The sequence below is a fragment of the Bradyrhizobium sp. LTSP885 genome (genome assembly GCF_000938305.1).
Classification (GTDB): domain Bacteria; phylum Pseudomonadota; class Alphaproteobacteria; order Rhizobiales; family Xanthobacteraceae; genus Bradyrhizobium.
This window is the reverse complement of record NZ_JYMT01000035.1, coordinates 119307-134222: the sequence shown is the minus strand read 5'-3', so window position 1 is coordinate 134222 and position 14916 is coordinate 119307. Positions and strand designations below refer to the sequence as shown.

Here is a 14916-nt window from a genome sequence, read left to right as displayed (position 1 = left end):
ATCCCGCCGTCAGGTCCCGGAATCATCGGCTTTCCATTCGTGCGCGAAGACGTGCCCGTCAGTATCCCCGGCTTCGGCGCGGACGTGTTTCGCACCGTTCGAAACATAGGTGAAGCGGATATTGGGGTCTTCCGAGATGGAGATGCCGCCTTCGATCGCGAGCACCAGGCTGTCGTCCTGCCAGATCCGCAATTTGTTGACGAAGAAGGCCGGAATGTAGAGCTGGGTGACCTGGTCCATCTGAAGGCCGGAATTGTTCGGATGGCCGACCATGATCTGGGCCTCGCGCATGCTGGTCGCCGGACCCTCGCCCAGCCTTGCGAATTGCCGGTAGCGCATCTGGCCGATCCGGTTTTTCGCTTCCTCGGCATTCTTGGCCGCCGGTGCCGAGCAACCGCCGGAGGCCTTCACATAAGTCTTGGTCACATAAAGCTTGCCGTCGCTCAGCTCGGCGACGGCGTGCACGTCGGTGTAGTTGTTGACGCGGACGCGGGTCGAGATCTCCGTGACATTGGCGTCCGGCCCTAGCTCGAACTTCGCGGCCATCGGCGCGGGGTTCTGGTCGATCACCAGCGTGATCGCCACGACGCGGCGGCCGTCGCCGGGCGACAGTCTTGTGCGCAGCGTCACGGGGACGATTGCGGCATCCTCCGCACGCATCGGCATTTCGATGCCGATGATGTCGCTGCCATCGTTCATCGGACGGTTGTTGAAGATGTCCTGGACGAGGCCGGGCCAGGGGTCATAGGCCTCCGTGGCGCGCGCGGCATGCATGCCCAGCGCGATCGCGAGAAGACCAGCGGCGCAAAATAGTTGGATGCGATGTCGAGGCATGGTCGCAAATCCTATGCAGCAGCATCACTATAGGACACTGCAACGGCTATTCCCATTCCATTTCTGAAAATGCTGCAGTTGCGTTGCGTGCGTTGTAGTCGTCGAATAGCTCCCAGCGGGACCGTTCGGACTCGGCCGCGTGCTCGGCCGCCGCCGTGATCGGCTTGCCGCTCGCGATCAGGGCGCGAACATCCGCCGCCAGCGTGTCGAGATAACGTCGTTCGCCGGCGAGCGCCGCGGGCCATTCGCTCACGGCTCCGTGACCGGGAACAACACGCTGCGCGGGAATCGCAGCGAGGTCGTCAAGCGCACGCAGCCAGCCCTTGAGGCTGCCGTCGACCACGGGAATATGGCTGAGAAACACCATGTCGCCGGCAAACAGGGTCCTGGTCCGCTCATCGAGCACGGTCAGATCATTGTCGCTGTGGGCCGGCGGCCACGCCTTGAGCATGAGGATCCGTCCGCCAAGGTCGAGCTTCAGCGTATCCGCGACCAGCAGGGTCGGGGGAATGATGCGCACCTCATCGATCAGCGCGTCGCCCATCGTACGGCGAAAGCCGTCGAGGTAGAATTGCCCGCGCATGGCCAGCGCGCGGGGCAGGTTCTTGTGGCCCACGAAGCTGGTTCCGTCGCCGACGAAAGCCGCATTGCCAAAGCCGTGGTCCGGATGGGCATGGGTGTTGATCACGTAGCGAATCGGCTTGTCGGTATGGTTGCGGACGGAAGCCATCAATTGCCGCCCCTCGCGGACGCTGCCACCGGTGTCGATGACCGCGACCGCACTGTCGCCGACGATGAATCCGACATTGGCGATGGCGCCGTCATTGTCGCGCGTCATCAGCGAGGTCGCTCCGGTGTGCACGAATATTCCGGGAGCGACTTCGCTTACAGGCAATTCCGGCTCTTGCGCCCGCGCTATGGTCGAAGCGCAGAGCATCAACAGCAGCGCAATCGCCGGACCGCCATGAGCCATGTTTCCGCCTCAGTTTCACCGGTCTTCGCGATCGATTGCCTCGCGTTCCGGTTTGCATTGCAGCAAGCAACGCGACGCCGTCACGAGGCTTCTTCGTTTTGCACGTCATGGTGTGCCGGGCAATCCATGGCTGGCGGCGACCGATCCGATCTAGAGGAGACCAGGTGATGAGAAGTGTCGGACGCGGCGCCATGCTGTTGGCGTTGATCGGTGTCGTTGCCTGTCTCGCCGGGCGCGATGTCGCGCGGGCGCAGGTCAACGACAGCGGCGAATTGTCCATCGAGCTCGTCGATCCCAAGGTGCTGCGCGTCTGCGCCGATCCGCGCAACCTGCCGTTTTCGAACGACAAGGGAGAGGGGTTCGAGAACAAGCTCGGCGAGCTGTTCGCCGAAAAACTGCAGAAGAAGCTCGACTACATGTATTTTCCGCAAGCGACCGGCTTCGTGCGGATGACGCTCGGATCGCATCGCTGCGATGTGATCATGGGATTCCCGCAAGGCGACGATCTCGTGCAAGGCACCAATCCCTATTACCGCACGGCCTATGCGCTGGTCACCAAACAGGGCAGTGGACTCGACGAGGTCACGACGCTGGAGGATGAACGGCTGAAGGGCAAGCACATCGGCATCGTCGCGGGTACGCCGCCGGCGACCAATATGGCTATCGCCGGTCTCATGGCGAATGCCAAGCCGTATCCGTTGATGATCGACACGCGCTATGACTCCTCAGCGGAGGCGATGATCACCGACTTGACCAAGGGCGAGATCGATGTCGCCGTCCTGTGGGGGCCGATGGCGGGCTTTTACGCCAAGAAATCCAATCCGCCGCTGCATGTCACGCCGCTGGTCAAGGAGACGACGGGACCGAAGCTGGTCTATCGCATCGGCATGGGGGTGCGCGGGGCCGACCAGAACTGGAAGCGGCAGCTCAATCGGCTGATCCAGGAGAACCAGCCGGCGATCAACAAGATCCTGCTCGACTTCGGTGTTCCGCTGCTTGACGAGAATGACCGGCCGCTCGGTGCGGAGACCGCAACCAAATCGCCATGATCAGGCTGTTCGCAGCCGTACTTGTTGCGATGCTGGTCGCTGCAGCGCCCGGCCGCACACAGGACAGGCCCGCTGAGCCCGAGGATTACCGCAGCGGCGATTACCGTTCGCCGGTGCCCGCGACATTGGCCGGTGCGCGCGTGCTCACGACCGCAGAGGCCGAGACGATCTGGCGCGACAAGTCCGGCGTGTTCATCGACGTGCTGCCGCGTGCGCCCAAGCCCGCAAACCTGCCGACTGGCACGGTGTGGCGAGACAAGCCGCGCCTTGATATCCCCGGCAGTACCTGGCTGCCCGATACCGGCTACGGCAAGCTCGCGGCCTCGACAGAGGACTATTTGCGGCAAGGGTTGGCGCACGCGTTGGCCGGCAACGACGCAACCTTGCTCGTGATCTACTGTCAGGAGAATTGCTGGATGTCTTGGAACGCCGCCAAGCGCGTTCTGTCCTATGGCTATCGCAATGTCGCGTGGTATCCGGACGGAACCGACGGCTGGGAGCGTGCCAACCTGCCGCTAGCGAACGCGGAGCCCGAGCCGCACGCGGACGAGGCGAAATGATCCCCGCGTCCGCGCCCGAATTGCGAACCGCTACTGTCGCTCAAGCTTGTCGATCGTCTTGCCGCCGCTGCTGTCTGTGGTGGTAAACGTCACCTTGTCGCCGGCGTGCAACTCTTCGAGCGACTGCCCCTTCGGGACCTTGTACTCCTGAACCGCGCCGCCAGCGGCGCCAACGGTGCCGGTTTGCGTCTGCTGGATGGCGATGGTTCCGGTCAATCGGTCAATCTTGGTGACCATTCCCGACATGGATTGCTGGGCCAAAGCCGCTGATATGACCAGGCTTGCGGCCGCAAGGCTGCTCAAGGCGATCTTAGCTGCTCTCATCGAGGCCTCCCAATTTCAGAGATAGTGGGAGACAACGGGCGGGCGGCGCGGTTGGTTCCCAGGAAGCGCCGTCCGAGCCACACCTTCCCGATGCCCGGGTTCCATTGCCGCAGGCGTTAGTCCATCTCTTGCTGGATCGTGCGCCCGAGTGCGAACAGGCGCTGGTCGATGGCGGTTGGAACCTCGCAAACAAATTTGACCACGCGCCGGCGGTCTTCGAAGATCCGCGTCTCCCAGACCAGTTGATTGCCGAGCGCATCGACTTTGGCCTGGTCCGGCGGCGAGGCGTCCTGCAGCGCCTGAAGCGCAAGCGTATCGGAACGGACCTTGTCCGCGGCCTCGCGCTGCTTGCGCATCACGCGCTCGAGCCCGTTCATGACAGATGCGCGCTGCGCGTTCAGCGTATCGAACAGGCCGGCAAACAGCAGCTTTCCCGCATTGGTCTTGTCGGCCGCCGAACCCGACAGGAATTCGGTGATCTCCTTCTGCGCGTCTTCGAGCGAGACGCGGCGCGCTGAAAGCCTTGCCGCCAGCGCGCTGATCTTCGGATCGCCCTTCCATTTGGTCGCAGCGTCGTCCAGTGGCGGCCCGGCCCAGACCGCGGCGAGCGAGATCTCAGGTACCTTGGCCTGCGCGCATGGCCAGTCCGGATAGCGCGGGTCCGCGGCTAGCGCCATCTGGCCCGACAGCGTGACGGCGAACAGCGCGCCGAGTCCGATCCGCCAATCTTTGATCCGCCAAGCTGTGCTCATGCCTCGCCTCCGCCGGGCCCGCGACGCACCAGGCCGCGTGATGGATCGTAAGCAATGATCGCGCCGATCATGAAGACCACCGTGCAGCCGCCGACCACCGCGAGCGAAACCCAGTTCATCTTGCCATACACTGCGAACCGGACCAGCTCCACCGCATGCGTGAACGGGTTGCACAGGCAGACATAATACAGCATCGGGCTGCCTTCCTGCACGCGCCAGAGCGGGTAGAGCGCCGACGATGCAAAGAACATCGGAAAGATGACGAAGTTCATCACGCCGGCGAAATTTTCGAGTTGCTTGATGCCGGACGAGATCAGCATGCCCAGCGCGCCGAGCATCAATCCGGACAGCACCAGCGCGGGCAACACCGTGAGATAGCCGATGGTCGGCGGCGCGATGTCCCAAAACCATGCGATCACCAGGAAGGCGTAGACCTGGAGCAGCGAGACCGCGGTGCCGGCGAGCAGCTTGCAGAACAGCAGATAGCCGCGCGGCAGCGGGCTCACCAGCAGCGTGCGCATGTTGCCCATCTCGCGGTCATAGACCATCGACAACGAGGACTGCATGCCGTTGAAGAGCTGGATCATCGCCATCAGGCCGGGCGCGATATAGACCTCGTAGGGGATGTAGGTCTCGTAGGGCGGGATGATGGAGATGCCGAGCACCTGACGGAAGCCGGCGGCGAAAATAAACAGCCACACCAGCGGCCTGACCAGCGCCGAGATGAAGCGTTCGCGCTGATGCAGGAAACGCAGCGCCTCGCGCCACACGATGCCGTTCAGGCAAATGATGTATTCCGACGGCGAGAAGCCGCTTCGCGCTGGGGGCACGGTCGTGCTGCTCATGACGGCGCTCTCCCTGACAGCGTCGTTGTCCCGGTCAGGCGCATGAACGCGGTGTTGACGTCCTGGGCACCGGCGTCAGCGATCACGCGCGACACCTGGCCGTGCGCCAGCATCTTGCCCTGATGCAGCACGACGAGATCGTCACCAGGCATGATCTCGTCGAACAGATGCGTCGCCCAGAGCACGCCGATGCCCTGTTCGGTGACGAGTTGGCGGACGTGATCGAGGATGTCGGCGCGCGCCTTGACGTCGAGCCCGACGGTGGCCTCGTCGAGCAGCAACAGGCGCGGCCGATGCAGCAAAGCGCGGGCGATCTCGAGCCTGCGCATCTGGCCGCCCGAGAGGTCACGCACCTTGCTGCCGGCGCGCTCAGTGAGGCCGATACGATCAAGCACCTCGGCACTGCGCAACCGCGCCTCGCGCCGCGAGATCCCGTGCAGCGCGGCGTGATAGAGTAGGTTCTGCGTCAGCGAGAGATCGAGGTCGATCGTTCGCGGCTGGAACACCACGCCCAACAGCCGCAGCGCATCGCCCGGCGTGCGGCTGATGTCGTGGCCGAAGATGCCGATCCGGCCGGTCTGGATGCCGAACAGCCGCGTCACCAGCGAGAACAGCGTGCTCTTTCCGGCGCCGTTGAGGCCAAGCAGCGCGGTGAAACTGGCCGGCGCGACGGTGAAATTGATGTCGATCAGGGCGTGACGCGGACCATAGCTGTGGCTGACATGGTCGATCGACAGCGCGGGCTGCACGGCTGCGCCGGGTTCGGAGGCGGCGTCCGGCAGAGGCTGGCTCGAGATGTGCGCGTCGGTTGCTGTCATGGCTGCGCGATCGTGATTCCCCAGGGCAACTCGCCGACCTGAATGGTCTTGATCACCTTCTGGGCGGCGACGTCGATCACCGAGACGTCGTTGGAGACGCCATTGGTGACCAGCAGATATTTTTCGTCCGGGGTGAAGTCCATGTGCCAGACCCGCTGTCCGACCAGCAGATATTTGGTGACCTTGTGGGTGGCGCCATCGACGACCGCGACGCGGTTGGCCGGGCCGAGCGCGACGAAAGCGGTCTTGCCGTCCTTGGTCATGCCGATGCCGACGGGCTGGATCGCCTCGCTGCGCAAGCCGGGAATCTCGAAGGTGACCTTGCCCGTCACCTCATGCTTGACGGGATCGACGATCGACACTGTGCCGCCGATCTCGGAGGAGACCCACAATTCGGAGCCGTCACGCTTGAACGCGGCGAAGCGGGGCCGCGAATCGACCAGCACGTTGGCCACGATCTGGCGCGTCGCCGTGTCGATGAAATGCGCCATGCTGGTGGTCTCGGAGGTGTTGATCAGGATCTTGCCGTCGGGGCTGACGGCCATGCCTTCCGGTTCGACACCGACCTGGATGTCGCCCAGCCGGGCGCGCTTCTCGAGGTCGATCACCGTGACGGTGTTGTCGTTCTCGTTGGCGACATACATGGTCTTGCCGGCAGCATCCTGGGTGAACAATTCAGGGTCGGGACCCGAGGGCAGGGTGTCGACGATCTCCTGGGTCTTGGTATCGATCATCTGGATCGTGTCGTCGTCGCCGACCGCGACCATCACGAACTTGCCATCGCGCGAGAACTCGATGCCGCGCGGCCGCTGGCCGACCTTGATGGTTTTTGTCACCGTCCAGCTGTCGGTGTCGATCACCGTAACAGTGTTGCCCTTCTCGTTGGAGACGTAGGCAACGAATGCGGACGCCGGCGCGGCGGCGGCGAGCCAGGCGAACATCCCGGTCAACAGACAGCGGCGCCACATGCGTTATATCTCCCTCACTGCAGCTTGCACTTCGTCTCGGGCCGGTCAACACCGAGCGTGTCGAGCTCGGACACCTGATGCAGGAAGCCTTCCTGCGGCGAGACCGAGACGACCATGCGCCCGTCGGCCAGAAGGATCGGCTGGCGGAGCTGCCAATTCCAGTCCCGCAGGGTCAGCCGCGTGCCTTTGAACGCGGCGACCGAAAAATCCGGCCCCTTGAGGAAGGCCGTGACCTTCTTCGGGTCGCCGGAATTGGTGCGCGCTGTCGCTTCTCCGATCATGCGCGCCGCGGTCCATGCCTGCATGTCGAGCGCGGTCATGCGCCGCATATTCAGCTTCATGAAGCGGTTCTGGATCTGTACCGCGCCCCATTGATCATGCGCCGCGCTCCAGCTCGTCGGCACCAGGCCGGCCGAGCCCGCCACCGGCCGCGGATCCCAGGTCCGGTAGGGCAGATAGTCCGCAAACACCTCGCTCTCGTCGGCGGCGACGAGGACGTCATAGGCCGGCGCCTGCTGCGTGAACACCGGCATCTGACGCTGGATCAGCGTCACGCCAGAGTCGGTGCGGCGCGCGCCGCCGGTGTCCTCGAAGGTGCGTTCCTGGACGATCTTGGCGCCGAAGCGTGTCGCAGCGCGGCGCAACGCGTCGGCGTAAAGCTTGTCCTGATCATGCGAGCCCGAGACCAGCAGCCAGCGCTTCCACTGCTTCCACACCAGGTATTGGGCGAGCGCATCCGCCAGCATGGTGCGGGTCGGAGCGACATGGATGACATTGGCGCGACAATCCTGCTCGCGCAGCCGGTCGTCGATCGCGCCGACGTTCAAGAGCACGGTGCCGCGATCACGCAACGCGTCGGCGACCTTGAGCAGGGCGTCGGCCGGCAGATCAGTGATGATATAGTCGACGTGACCGGCGAGATCGGTCGCGGCCTTGGCGACGTCGTCGCTGTCCTTGACCCTGATTTCATCGAGAATAAAGCGCTGATTGAGAAATTTTCCGGTCGTATTGTTGTCCTCGATCGCAAGGCGCGCGCCGGCGATGCCGTCATTGTCGGCAGGCTGTTCGACCAGCGAGAGCGTTGATTTGATGCCGGCATGGCCGAGATAGCCGACGTGGATCTCGACCGGATCGGCCGCGAGCGCCTGAGTTGCCACCATGCTGAGCGCGATCGTGCCGATCAGCCACCGGAACATAAATCCTCCCGTCACGTTTTTCTCTTGATTTGCAACATGACCGAATTGTCCTAGCTTGCAACCCCCGCCTTTGGTCGTTGCGAGGTTACAAATTTCGATTGGTTCACAATCATGAGATCGTGGTTCATCCTGGTCATACCCATGCTCGTGATATCGGCGGCGGCGCATGTCGAACCGCCCAAGATCGCGGTGTTCGATTTCGAGTTGATCGACACCAGCCTGCAGGGAGAAGTGAACGGACCGCGGAGCGACGAGCAGGCGCGACTCGGTCGCATCGGTGATCAGGTGCGCAAGGACCTGGCGGACTCTGGCAAGTTCCGCCTGCTCGACATCGCGCCTGTGAATGCTGCGGCGCACGGCAGCAATCTTCAGGCCTGCGGCGGATGCGATGTGAAGCTGGCTCGTGAACTCGGCGCCGATGTCTCGATCACCGGCGTGGTGCAGAAGGCCTCCAACCTCATCCTCAACGTCAATCTCTGTCTGCGCGACGTGCCGACGGGACAATTGCTCGCCGCCATGAGTGTCGACATGCGGGGCAACACCGATGAATCCTGGTCCCGTGCGATCGACTATCTCGTTCGCAATCGCCTGCTCGCGCCGGGCTACGGCGCGCCGCAGCTGAAATAGGCAAGGAGAGATCAGCCCTTCAGACGCGCGGCATGCCAGCGCAGATGATCGGCCATGAAGGTCGAGATGAAATAGTAGCTGTGATCGTAGCCCGGTTGGCGCCGCAGGGTGAGGGGGATATTGGCCTTCTCGCAAGCGGCCTTCAGCAGCTCGGGCCGAAGCTGCTCGGTGAGGAACTGGTCGGCGTCGCCGTAATCGACCAGCAACTCAGAGAATCGCGCGCCATCCTCGATCAGCGCGACCGCATCGTGCTTTCGCCATGTAGTCTTGTTGCCGCCGAGATAACCGCCCAGCGCCTTGTTGCCCCATGGCACCTGCGAAGGCGCCACGATCGGCGCAAAGGCGCTCGCCGCGCGATAGCGATCGGGATGGCGCAGCGCCACCGTCAGCGCGCCGTGGCCGCCCATCGAATGGCCGAGGATCGATTGCCGTTTGGCATCGACGGGGAATTGCTCGGCGATCAGCTGCGGCAACTCCTCGGTGACATAGCTCCACATGCGGTAGTTGCGCGCAAACGGATCCTCGGTCGCATCGACATAGAAGCCCGCCCCAAGCCCGAAATCATACGCATTCGCGGGATCACCGGGCACGCCCTCGCCGCGTGGGCTGGTGTCGGGGGCGACAAAGATCAGGCCAAGCTCGGCACATGCCGCTCGGAACTCGCCTTTGTCGGTGACGTTGGCATGGGTGCAGGTCAGGCCCGACAGATAGGTGACCACCGGCAGCTTTGCGCCGGCCGAATGGTCCGGGACAAAGACCGAGAAAGTCATGTCGGTCTTGGTCTCGCGGCTGGGATGCCGGTACACGCCTTGCGTGCCGCCATGAGATTTGTTCTGGGAAACCGTCTGCATCGTCATGTTCCTTGATAGGAGCGCAGCTTCAGGCGACGCCGCTTTCGATCGCCAATCGCACGAGCTCCGCCGACGAGCGCACGCCGAGCTTCTGGCGCATGATCGAGGACGTGTTGGCGACCGTCTTATACGAGGAATGAACCAGCCAGGCGATCTCCGACAGGCTCTTGCCGGAACTGAGCAGTCGCAAGATTTCCAACTCGCGCGACGTCAGCTTCGACAGTGGATTTTGCGCGAAAGTCGGCCGCGCGAAGGCGACGCTGCGCGCGATCGCGGGCGGCAGGTAGACACCGCCATTGCCGACCTCGCGGACCGCTTCTGCCAGATCATTGGGGTCGCCGGTCTTGGAGACGTACCCCTTGGCGCCGATGTCGATGGCGCGGGCGGCAAACACCGGATCGTCGTTCATGCTGAACATGATGATGCGTGCGGCCGCGTCGCGCACCAGGATGCGGCGTGCCAGCTCGAAGCCCGAAACGGTCGGCAGGTTGATGTCGATCACGCAGATGTCGGGCTTTTCGGCAACGAAAGCCCGCTCGCCGCTCTCGGCATCCGGCGCCTCGAGCAAGGCGATCTCGGGATCGTCGGCGAATATCGTACGGCAACCCGACGCCACGATGGGGTGGTCATCAACGATCAGAATGCGCATAGCGTTGTCCCATCGACCTGCTTTGCAGGATTGCAGTAGGCTGCGATTAGATAGCCGGGCAAGTTTGGCTGTCAACGATCCTCTGGGAGGAGGACCTCACGGTCGGGGGCAAGGCAATGTGGCGAAAACTATCCTTGCGCGGGCGGATCAACCTGCTGCTGGCGCTGATATTGATGCTCGGGCTGGGCATCAACATCGCGCGGCTTGTGCTTGAAGCGGGCCCTCGCGTCCAGGCCGAAGACCAGAGCGTGATCCGGCTGGCACGTGAATTCGTCGAGACGATCGTTGCCGGTCTCAACGTGGCGCCGGATCCCGACGCGCAGCTCGATCAGATCGTCGACGATCTCAGCCGGCTGCGTCACGTCAGCATCACACGGGAGGGGGATGCGGCCGGCAAGACGCGCGAGCGTCCGGAGGAAGAGGGCGACCTGCGCGCCCCGCCAGCGTGGTTCGTCGCGCTGGTGCATCCCGAGCAGACCTCGGTGCGGGTGCCGATTTCCGTTCACGGCAAGTCGCAGTCGCTGCTCATCACCTCGCATCCCGACGATGAAATGGCCGAGATCTGGGACGGCATCGTCACCCAGCTCGAAGTCGGCTCGGCGATCGCGATTGCGCTGTTGCTGGTGACCATGCTGGTCGTCGGTCGCGCGCTTGCGCCACTGCAGGCGTTGTCGGAGGCCATGACCAACATCGAGGCCGGGTTTTACGATGTGCGCGTCGAACCCGGCGGATCGCCTGAACTGGCCGCGATCTGTGCCAAACTGAACCATCTTGCGGCAACCCTGGGCGAGGCGGTGGAGGGCAAGCGACTGCTCGCCGAGCGCGCAGTCTCGCTGCAGGATTCGGAGCGCAAGGAAATCGCGCGCGAACTGCATGACGAGTTCGGACCCTATCTGTTTGCGCTGCGCGCGCATGCCAGCGCCTTGACGCGGCTGTCGGAGGCCGACAAGTCTGATCCGGCCGCATTCCGCAAGCACGGCAACGCAATCCTCGAACAGGTCAACGCGCTCCAGCAATTCACCCGCCGGATCCTCGAACGATTGCGTCCGGTCGGTCTCGCTGAACTGGGACTTCGCGAAGCGCTCGGCGCGTTGATTCGAATGTGGAGCGAGACGCATCCCGATGTGGAAATTGAAAGCAGCATTTCGAACGCGCTCGGCGACACCGGCGAGACCGCCGACCTCACCATCTACCGTATCGTCCAGGAAGCGCTTACCAATGTTTTCCGGCACGCCGAAGCAACCGCGGTCAATATTTCGATCGAAGCTGCGGAACGGCAGACCGGCGTGCATGGCAGCCGAGGTTGTGCGCTGGTGCGCGTCAGCGACAATGGACGTGGTCTGCGGCCCGACCACAAGCTCGGGCTTGGTTTGACCGGCATGCGCGAACGAATCCTCGCGCTGGGCGGGACGCTCAACGTCAATTCCGGTGACGATGGCGTGACGGTCGAAGCGCTCGTTCCAAAGGCCGCACAACCCTAAGGGAACCAGATCGCCGACCTCGATCGGGATTTTTTCCCGAATCTTTCGGGAACAATTAATGGTAGCGCAGCTCTCGTTCTGCTCACTAGTATCGCTGCAAGAACCGGTGGGGATCAATAAGCCGGGCTGCAACGGGTGGGATGGATGGGCGGCGTGCGGTTTGTGGTGGTCGCGTCAATTGCGACGGGCGTGGTCGTTGGACACGACGTTGCCTATGCTCAGAGTGCGTCGGAGCGGATTGAAACCCTGCCGCCGGTCGAGGTGACGTCGCCGGGCAATGGTGTGAAGCGCGGCCGCCCGCGAGACGCGACCCGCATCGTTCGGGCCCGGCCGAGGGTTGTCATACCAACTGCGCCTGCATCGACATCCACGTCAGCATCGGAGATCGATGCCGACAAGGTCCCGGCCAGCGTCAACATCGTCGACAGCAGGCAGATCGAGCGGACTGGTTCGCCAAACATCACTGACGCCCTGCTCCAGAGCGTGCCCTCCATCACCATCAACGAGGTGGCCGGCAATCCATTCCAGCCGGATGTGCAGTTCCGTGGGTTTGTCGCTTCGCCGGTGTCGGGCACGCCGCAGGGGCTTGCGGTTTACCAGAACGGGGTTCGCATCAACGAAGCGTTTGCCGACGCCGTCAACTGGGACCTGATCCCGACCGCTGCGATCAAGTCGGTCACCGTCGTGACCAATAATCCCGCCTTCGGCCTGAACGCGCTCGGCGGCGCGGTCAATATGCAGATGAAGGATGGTTTCAGCTATCAGGGCACCGAGATCAACGTGATGGGCGGCTCATTCGGCCGCATCCAGGGCTCGGGGCAGTGGGGCAAGCAGGTCGACAACAACTATGCCGTCTACGGCGCCATCGAGGGCGTGCACGACGACGGCTTCCGCAACTTCTCGCAGTCCGACATAAGGCGTTTCTACGGCGATGTTGCCTACAAGAACGACGTCAACGAGTTCCACCTCAACATGGGGGTCGCCGACAACAAATTTGGCGCCGCGGCCACAGTGCCCGCCGAGCTGCTGCAGCAATACTGGGGCGCGACCTACACCACGCCGCAAACCTCACACAACCAAGTCGGCTATTTCAATCTGACCGGCAAGGTGGAGGCGACGCCGACCTGGACCATCGAGGGATCAGCGCATCTGCGTTTTTTCAAGCAGGATACCCAGGACGGCAATCCAACCGGAACGCAGCCCTGCAGCACCCCGGCAGGATTTTTGTGCTTCGGCGATGACACGACGCCTGCCTTCGGCCTGAATGGTACCCAGCTTGCCAATCCGTTCCCTTCCGATGCGGTGCTGGGCGAGATCGACCGAACCTCGACACGGTCAACGACGGGTGGCTTGTCCCTGCAGGCAACCAACGACGACAAGCTGTTCGGACATGACAACCGCTTCACCGTCGGTGGCAGCTTCGACACCAGCGTCACCTGGTTCAATGCCAGTGCCGAGCTCGGCACCATCGGCACGAATTACGTCGTATCAGGCAGCGGCATCTTCCTCGGTCCATCCGGCAGTCCGATCACGATCGGGCCGGTGTCGCTGCGGACGACCAACCAATATACCGGCATCTATGCGCTCGATACGTTCGACGTGACCAATGCGTTCTCGATCACCGGCGGCGGCCGGTTCAATTCGGCCCGTATCGTGCTGGAGGACCAGCTTGGGACCGCGCTGAATGGCAACCATGAGTACGACCGTTTCAATCCGATGATCGGCGCCACTTACAAGATCACGCCCGAACTGACCTTCTACGCCGGCTATTCGGAGGCCAATCGCGCCCCGACGCCGCTGGAACTGGGCTGCGCCGACCCCAACAATCCCTGCACGATCGCAGCGTTCCTGGTGTCCGACCCCGACCTGAAGCAGGTGGTCTCGCATACGGTGGAAGCAGGCTTGCGCGGGACCAAGGAGCTCAATCTCGGCACGCTCAGCTGGAAGCTTGGCGGCTTTCGCGCCAAGAACACCGACGACATCCTGGCCATTCCATCTCCGACGCTGCAGGGCTTCGGCTATTTCCAGAACGTCGGCGCGACTCGCCGGCAGGGCATCGAGGCCGAGGTCAATCTGAAGTCGAAGGCGATGCAGGTCTATGCGAGCTATTCCTTCATTGACGCTCGCTTCCTGGACGCGCTCCAGCTCGGCTCGAACAGCCCGGCTGCCGAGCAGAACAACGGGATCATTCAGGTCCTGCCCGGTAACCAGATCCCGGCCATTCCCCGTCATCGCGTCAAGGCCGGCTTCGATTATGCTATTACCGACGCGTTCAAGGTCGGCGGTGATGCAATCTGGGTCAGCAGCCAGTATTTCGTCGGCGATGGATCCAATCAGGAGCCGAAGCTGCCGTCCTACGCCGTGTTCAACGCCCATACCTCGTATCAGATCAACAAGACGTTCCAGATCTACGGTCGCGTCGACAACATCTTCGATAATCGCTACGCGAGCTACGGCACCTTCTTTGAAACGGGTGCATTGCCCAATTATGCCAACGGTGGCGCAAATTTCACCGATCCCCGTTCGCTGAGCCCAGCGCGGCCGCGTGCGTTCTACGCCGGCATGAAGGCGACGTTCTAGGTCTAGCGCGGCCAGTGGACGCTGATTGCCCATGCGAACGCGAACGCGCCGGCGATCCAGAGCAGAATGATCGCGATCATTCCGGCCCGGCTTGCCGGGCGCTGCAGGGCCACGCTTGCGCGCATGCGGCACTCGGCCATCACGTCAGGCGGGACGAGCGAAACCGCAAGCCAGATGCCGAGCGGAAGCAGGATCAGATCGTCGAGATAGCCGATCACGGGGATGAAGTCCGGAATCAGGTCGATCGGCGAAAGCGCGTAGGCCGCGATCGCGATTGCGAGCGCCTTGGCGTACCAGGGCACGCGAGGATCGCGTGACGCGAGATAGAGCGCGTAACTGTCCCGTTTGAGGTTACGCGCCCATTCCTTGAGTCTGGACAGCATGACGAGAAATGTCGGTCGGCGTACGC

General features: G+C 63.1%; 16 protein-coding genes. 5 read left to right on the top strand and 11 right to left on the bottom strand.

The features are described from left to right. Positions 1–9: 9 nt before the first annotated feature. Both UP09_RS22140 and UP09_RS22135 read right to left on the bottom strand, forming a co-directional pair. Positions 10–834, bottom strand: coding sequence for a quinoprotein dehydrogenase-associated SoxYZ-like carrier (locus UP09_RS22140; protein ID WP_044540396.1), 825 nt, complete (start codon positions 832–834; stop codon positions 10–12). 46 nt (positions 835–880) lie between these two features. Further along, complete coding sequence (locus tag UP09_RS22135) at positions 881–1807, bottom strand: quinoprotein relay system zinc metallohydrolase 2 (protein ID WP_044540395.1); 927 nt, start codon at positions 1805–1807, stop codon at positions 881–883. Between the two features lie 167 nt (positions 1808–1974). On the opposite strand from UP09_RS22135, the gene UP09_RS22130 reads away from it, so the two are divergent. Together UP09_RS22130 and UP09_RS22125 are read left to right on the top strand one after the other, a co-directional pair. Beyond that, positions 1975–2856, top strand: a complete 882-nt coding sequence (locus UP09_RS22130; RefSeq protein WP_044540394.1) for a substrate-binding domain-containing protein — start codon at positions 1975–1977, stop codon at positions 2854–2856. After that, entirely contained in the window at positions 2853–3416 is a 564-nt protein-coding gene (locus UP09_RS22125; protein ID WP_044540393.1) for a PQQ-dependent catabolism-associated CXXCW motif protein, read from the top strand. Before UP09_RS22130 ends, UP09_RS22125 begins: the two co-directional genes overlap by 4 nt. A gap of 30 nt (positions 3417–3446) precedes the next feature. Here UP09_RS22125 and UP09_RS22120 read toward each other — a convergent pair whose 3' ends face one another. From UP09_RS22120 to UP09_RS22095, 6 genes are all read right to left on the bottom strand, one after another. Further along, positions 3447–3740, bottom strand: a complete 294-nt coding sequence (locus UP09_RS22120; protein WP_044540392.1) for a copper-binding protein — start codon at positions 3738–3740, stop codon at positions 3447–3449. Positions 3741–3856: 116 nt separating this feature from the next. Further along, entirely contained in the window at positions 3857–4417 is a 561-nt protein-coding gene (locus UP09_RS22115) for a hypothetical protein (protein WP_044540473.1), read from the bottom strand. Between the two features lie 71 nt (positions 4418–4488). Continuing rightward, positions 4489–5337: a lanthanide ABC transporter permease protein PedC gene (locus tag UP09_RS22110; RefSeq protein ID WP_044540391.1), complete on the bottom strand. Its 849-nt coding sequence runs from the start codon at positions 5335–5337 to the stop codon at positions 4489–4491. Next, entirely contained in the window at positions 5334–6155 is an 822-nt protein-coding gene (locus UP09_RS22105; protein ID WP_082070233.1) for a lanthanide ABC transporter ATP-binding protein PedB/LutE, read from the bottom strand. The genes UP09_RS22110 and UP09_RS22105 overlap by 4 nt, the downstream gene beginning before the upstream one ends. After that, positions 6152–7123 carry a YVTN family beta-propeller repeat protein gene (locus tag UP09_RS22100; protein WP_044540390.1) on the bottom strand — a complete coding sequence of 324 codons (972 nt, stop codon included), beginning with the start codon at positions 7121–7123 and terminating at the stop codon, positions 6152–6154. Before UP09_RS22100 ends, UP09_RS22105 begins: the two co-directional genes overlap by 4 nt. 14 nt (positions 7124–7137) lie before the next feature. Next, positions 7138–8319 (bottom strand): lanthanide ABC transporter ABC transporter substrate-binding protein PedA1, encoded by a 1182-nt coding sequence (locus UP09_RS22095; RefSeq protein WP_044540389.1) that lies wholly within the window; start codon positions 8317–8319, stop codon positions 7138–7140. Between the two features lie 111 nt (positions 8320–8430). On the opposite strand from UP09_RS22095, the gene UP09_RS22090 reads away from it, so the two are divergent. After that, entirely contained in the window at positions 8431–8946 is a 516-nt protein-coding gene (locus tag UP09_RS22090; RefSeq protein WP_044540388.1) for a DUF3280 domain-containing protein, read from the top strand. A gap of 11 nt (positions 8947–8957) precedes the next feature. Here UP09_RS22090 and fghA read toward each other — a convergent pair whose 3' ends face one another. Together fghA and UP09_RS22080 are read right to left on the bottom strand one after the other, a co-directional pair. Continuing rightward, entirely contained in the window at positions 8958–9803 is an 846-nt protein-coding gene (gene fghA / locus UP09_RS22085) for an S-formylglutathione hydrolase (RefSeq protein WP_044540387.1), read from the bottom strand. Between the two features lie 22 nt (positions 9804–9825). Next, the gene (locus UP09_RS22080) at positions 9826–10446 is read right to left on the bottom strand and encodes a response regulator (RefSeq protein WP_044540386.1); all 621 of its coding nucleotides are present in this window, start codon (positions 10444–10446) and stop codon (positions 9826–9828) included. 116 nt (positions 10447–10562) lie between these two features. Here UP09_RS22080 and UP09_RS22075 point away from each other — a divergent pair, with 116 nt between their 5' ends. Together UP09_RS22075 and UP09_RS22070 are read left to right on the top strand one after the other, a co-directional pair. Further along, positions 10563–11927 (top strand): histidine kinase, encoded by a 1365-nt coding sequence (locus UP09_RS22075; RefSeq protein ID WP_044540385.1) that lies wholly within the window; start codon positions 10563–10565, stop codon positions 11925–11927. 144 nt (positions 11928–12071) lie between these two features. After that, positions 12072–14507: a TonB-dependent receptor gene (locus tag UP09_RS22070; protein WP_044540384.1), complete on the top strand. Its 2436-nt coding sequence runs from the start codon at positions 12072–12074 to the stop codon at positions 14505–14507. A gap of 2 nt (positions 14508–14509) precedes the next feature. On the opposite strand, the gene UP09_RS22065 is transcribed toward UP09_RS22070, so the two are convergent. Next, positions 14510–14890 (bottom strand): YkvA family protein, encoded by a 381-nt coding sequence (locus UP09_RS22065; protein WP_044540383.1) that lies wholly within the window; start codon positions 14888–14890, stop codon positions 14510–14512. Positions 14891–14916 lie beyond the last annotated feature (26 nt).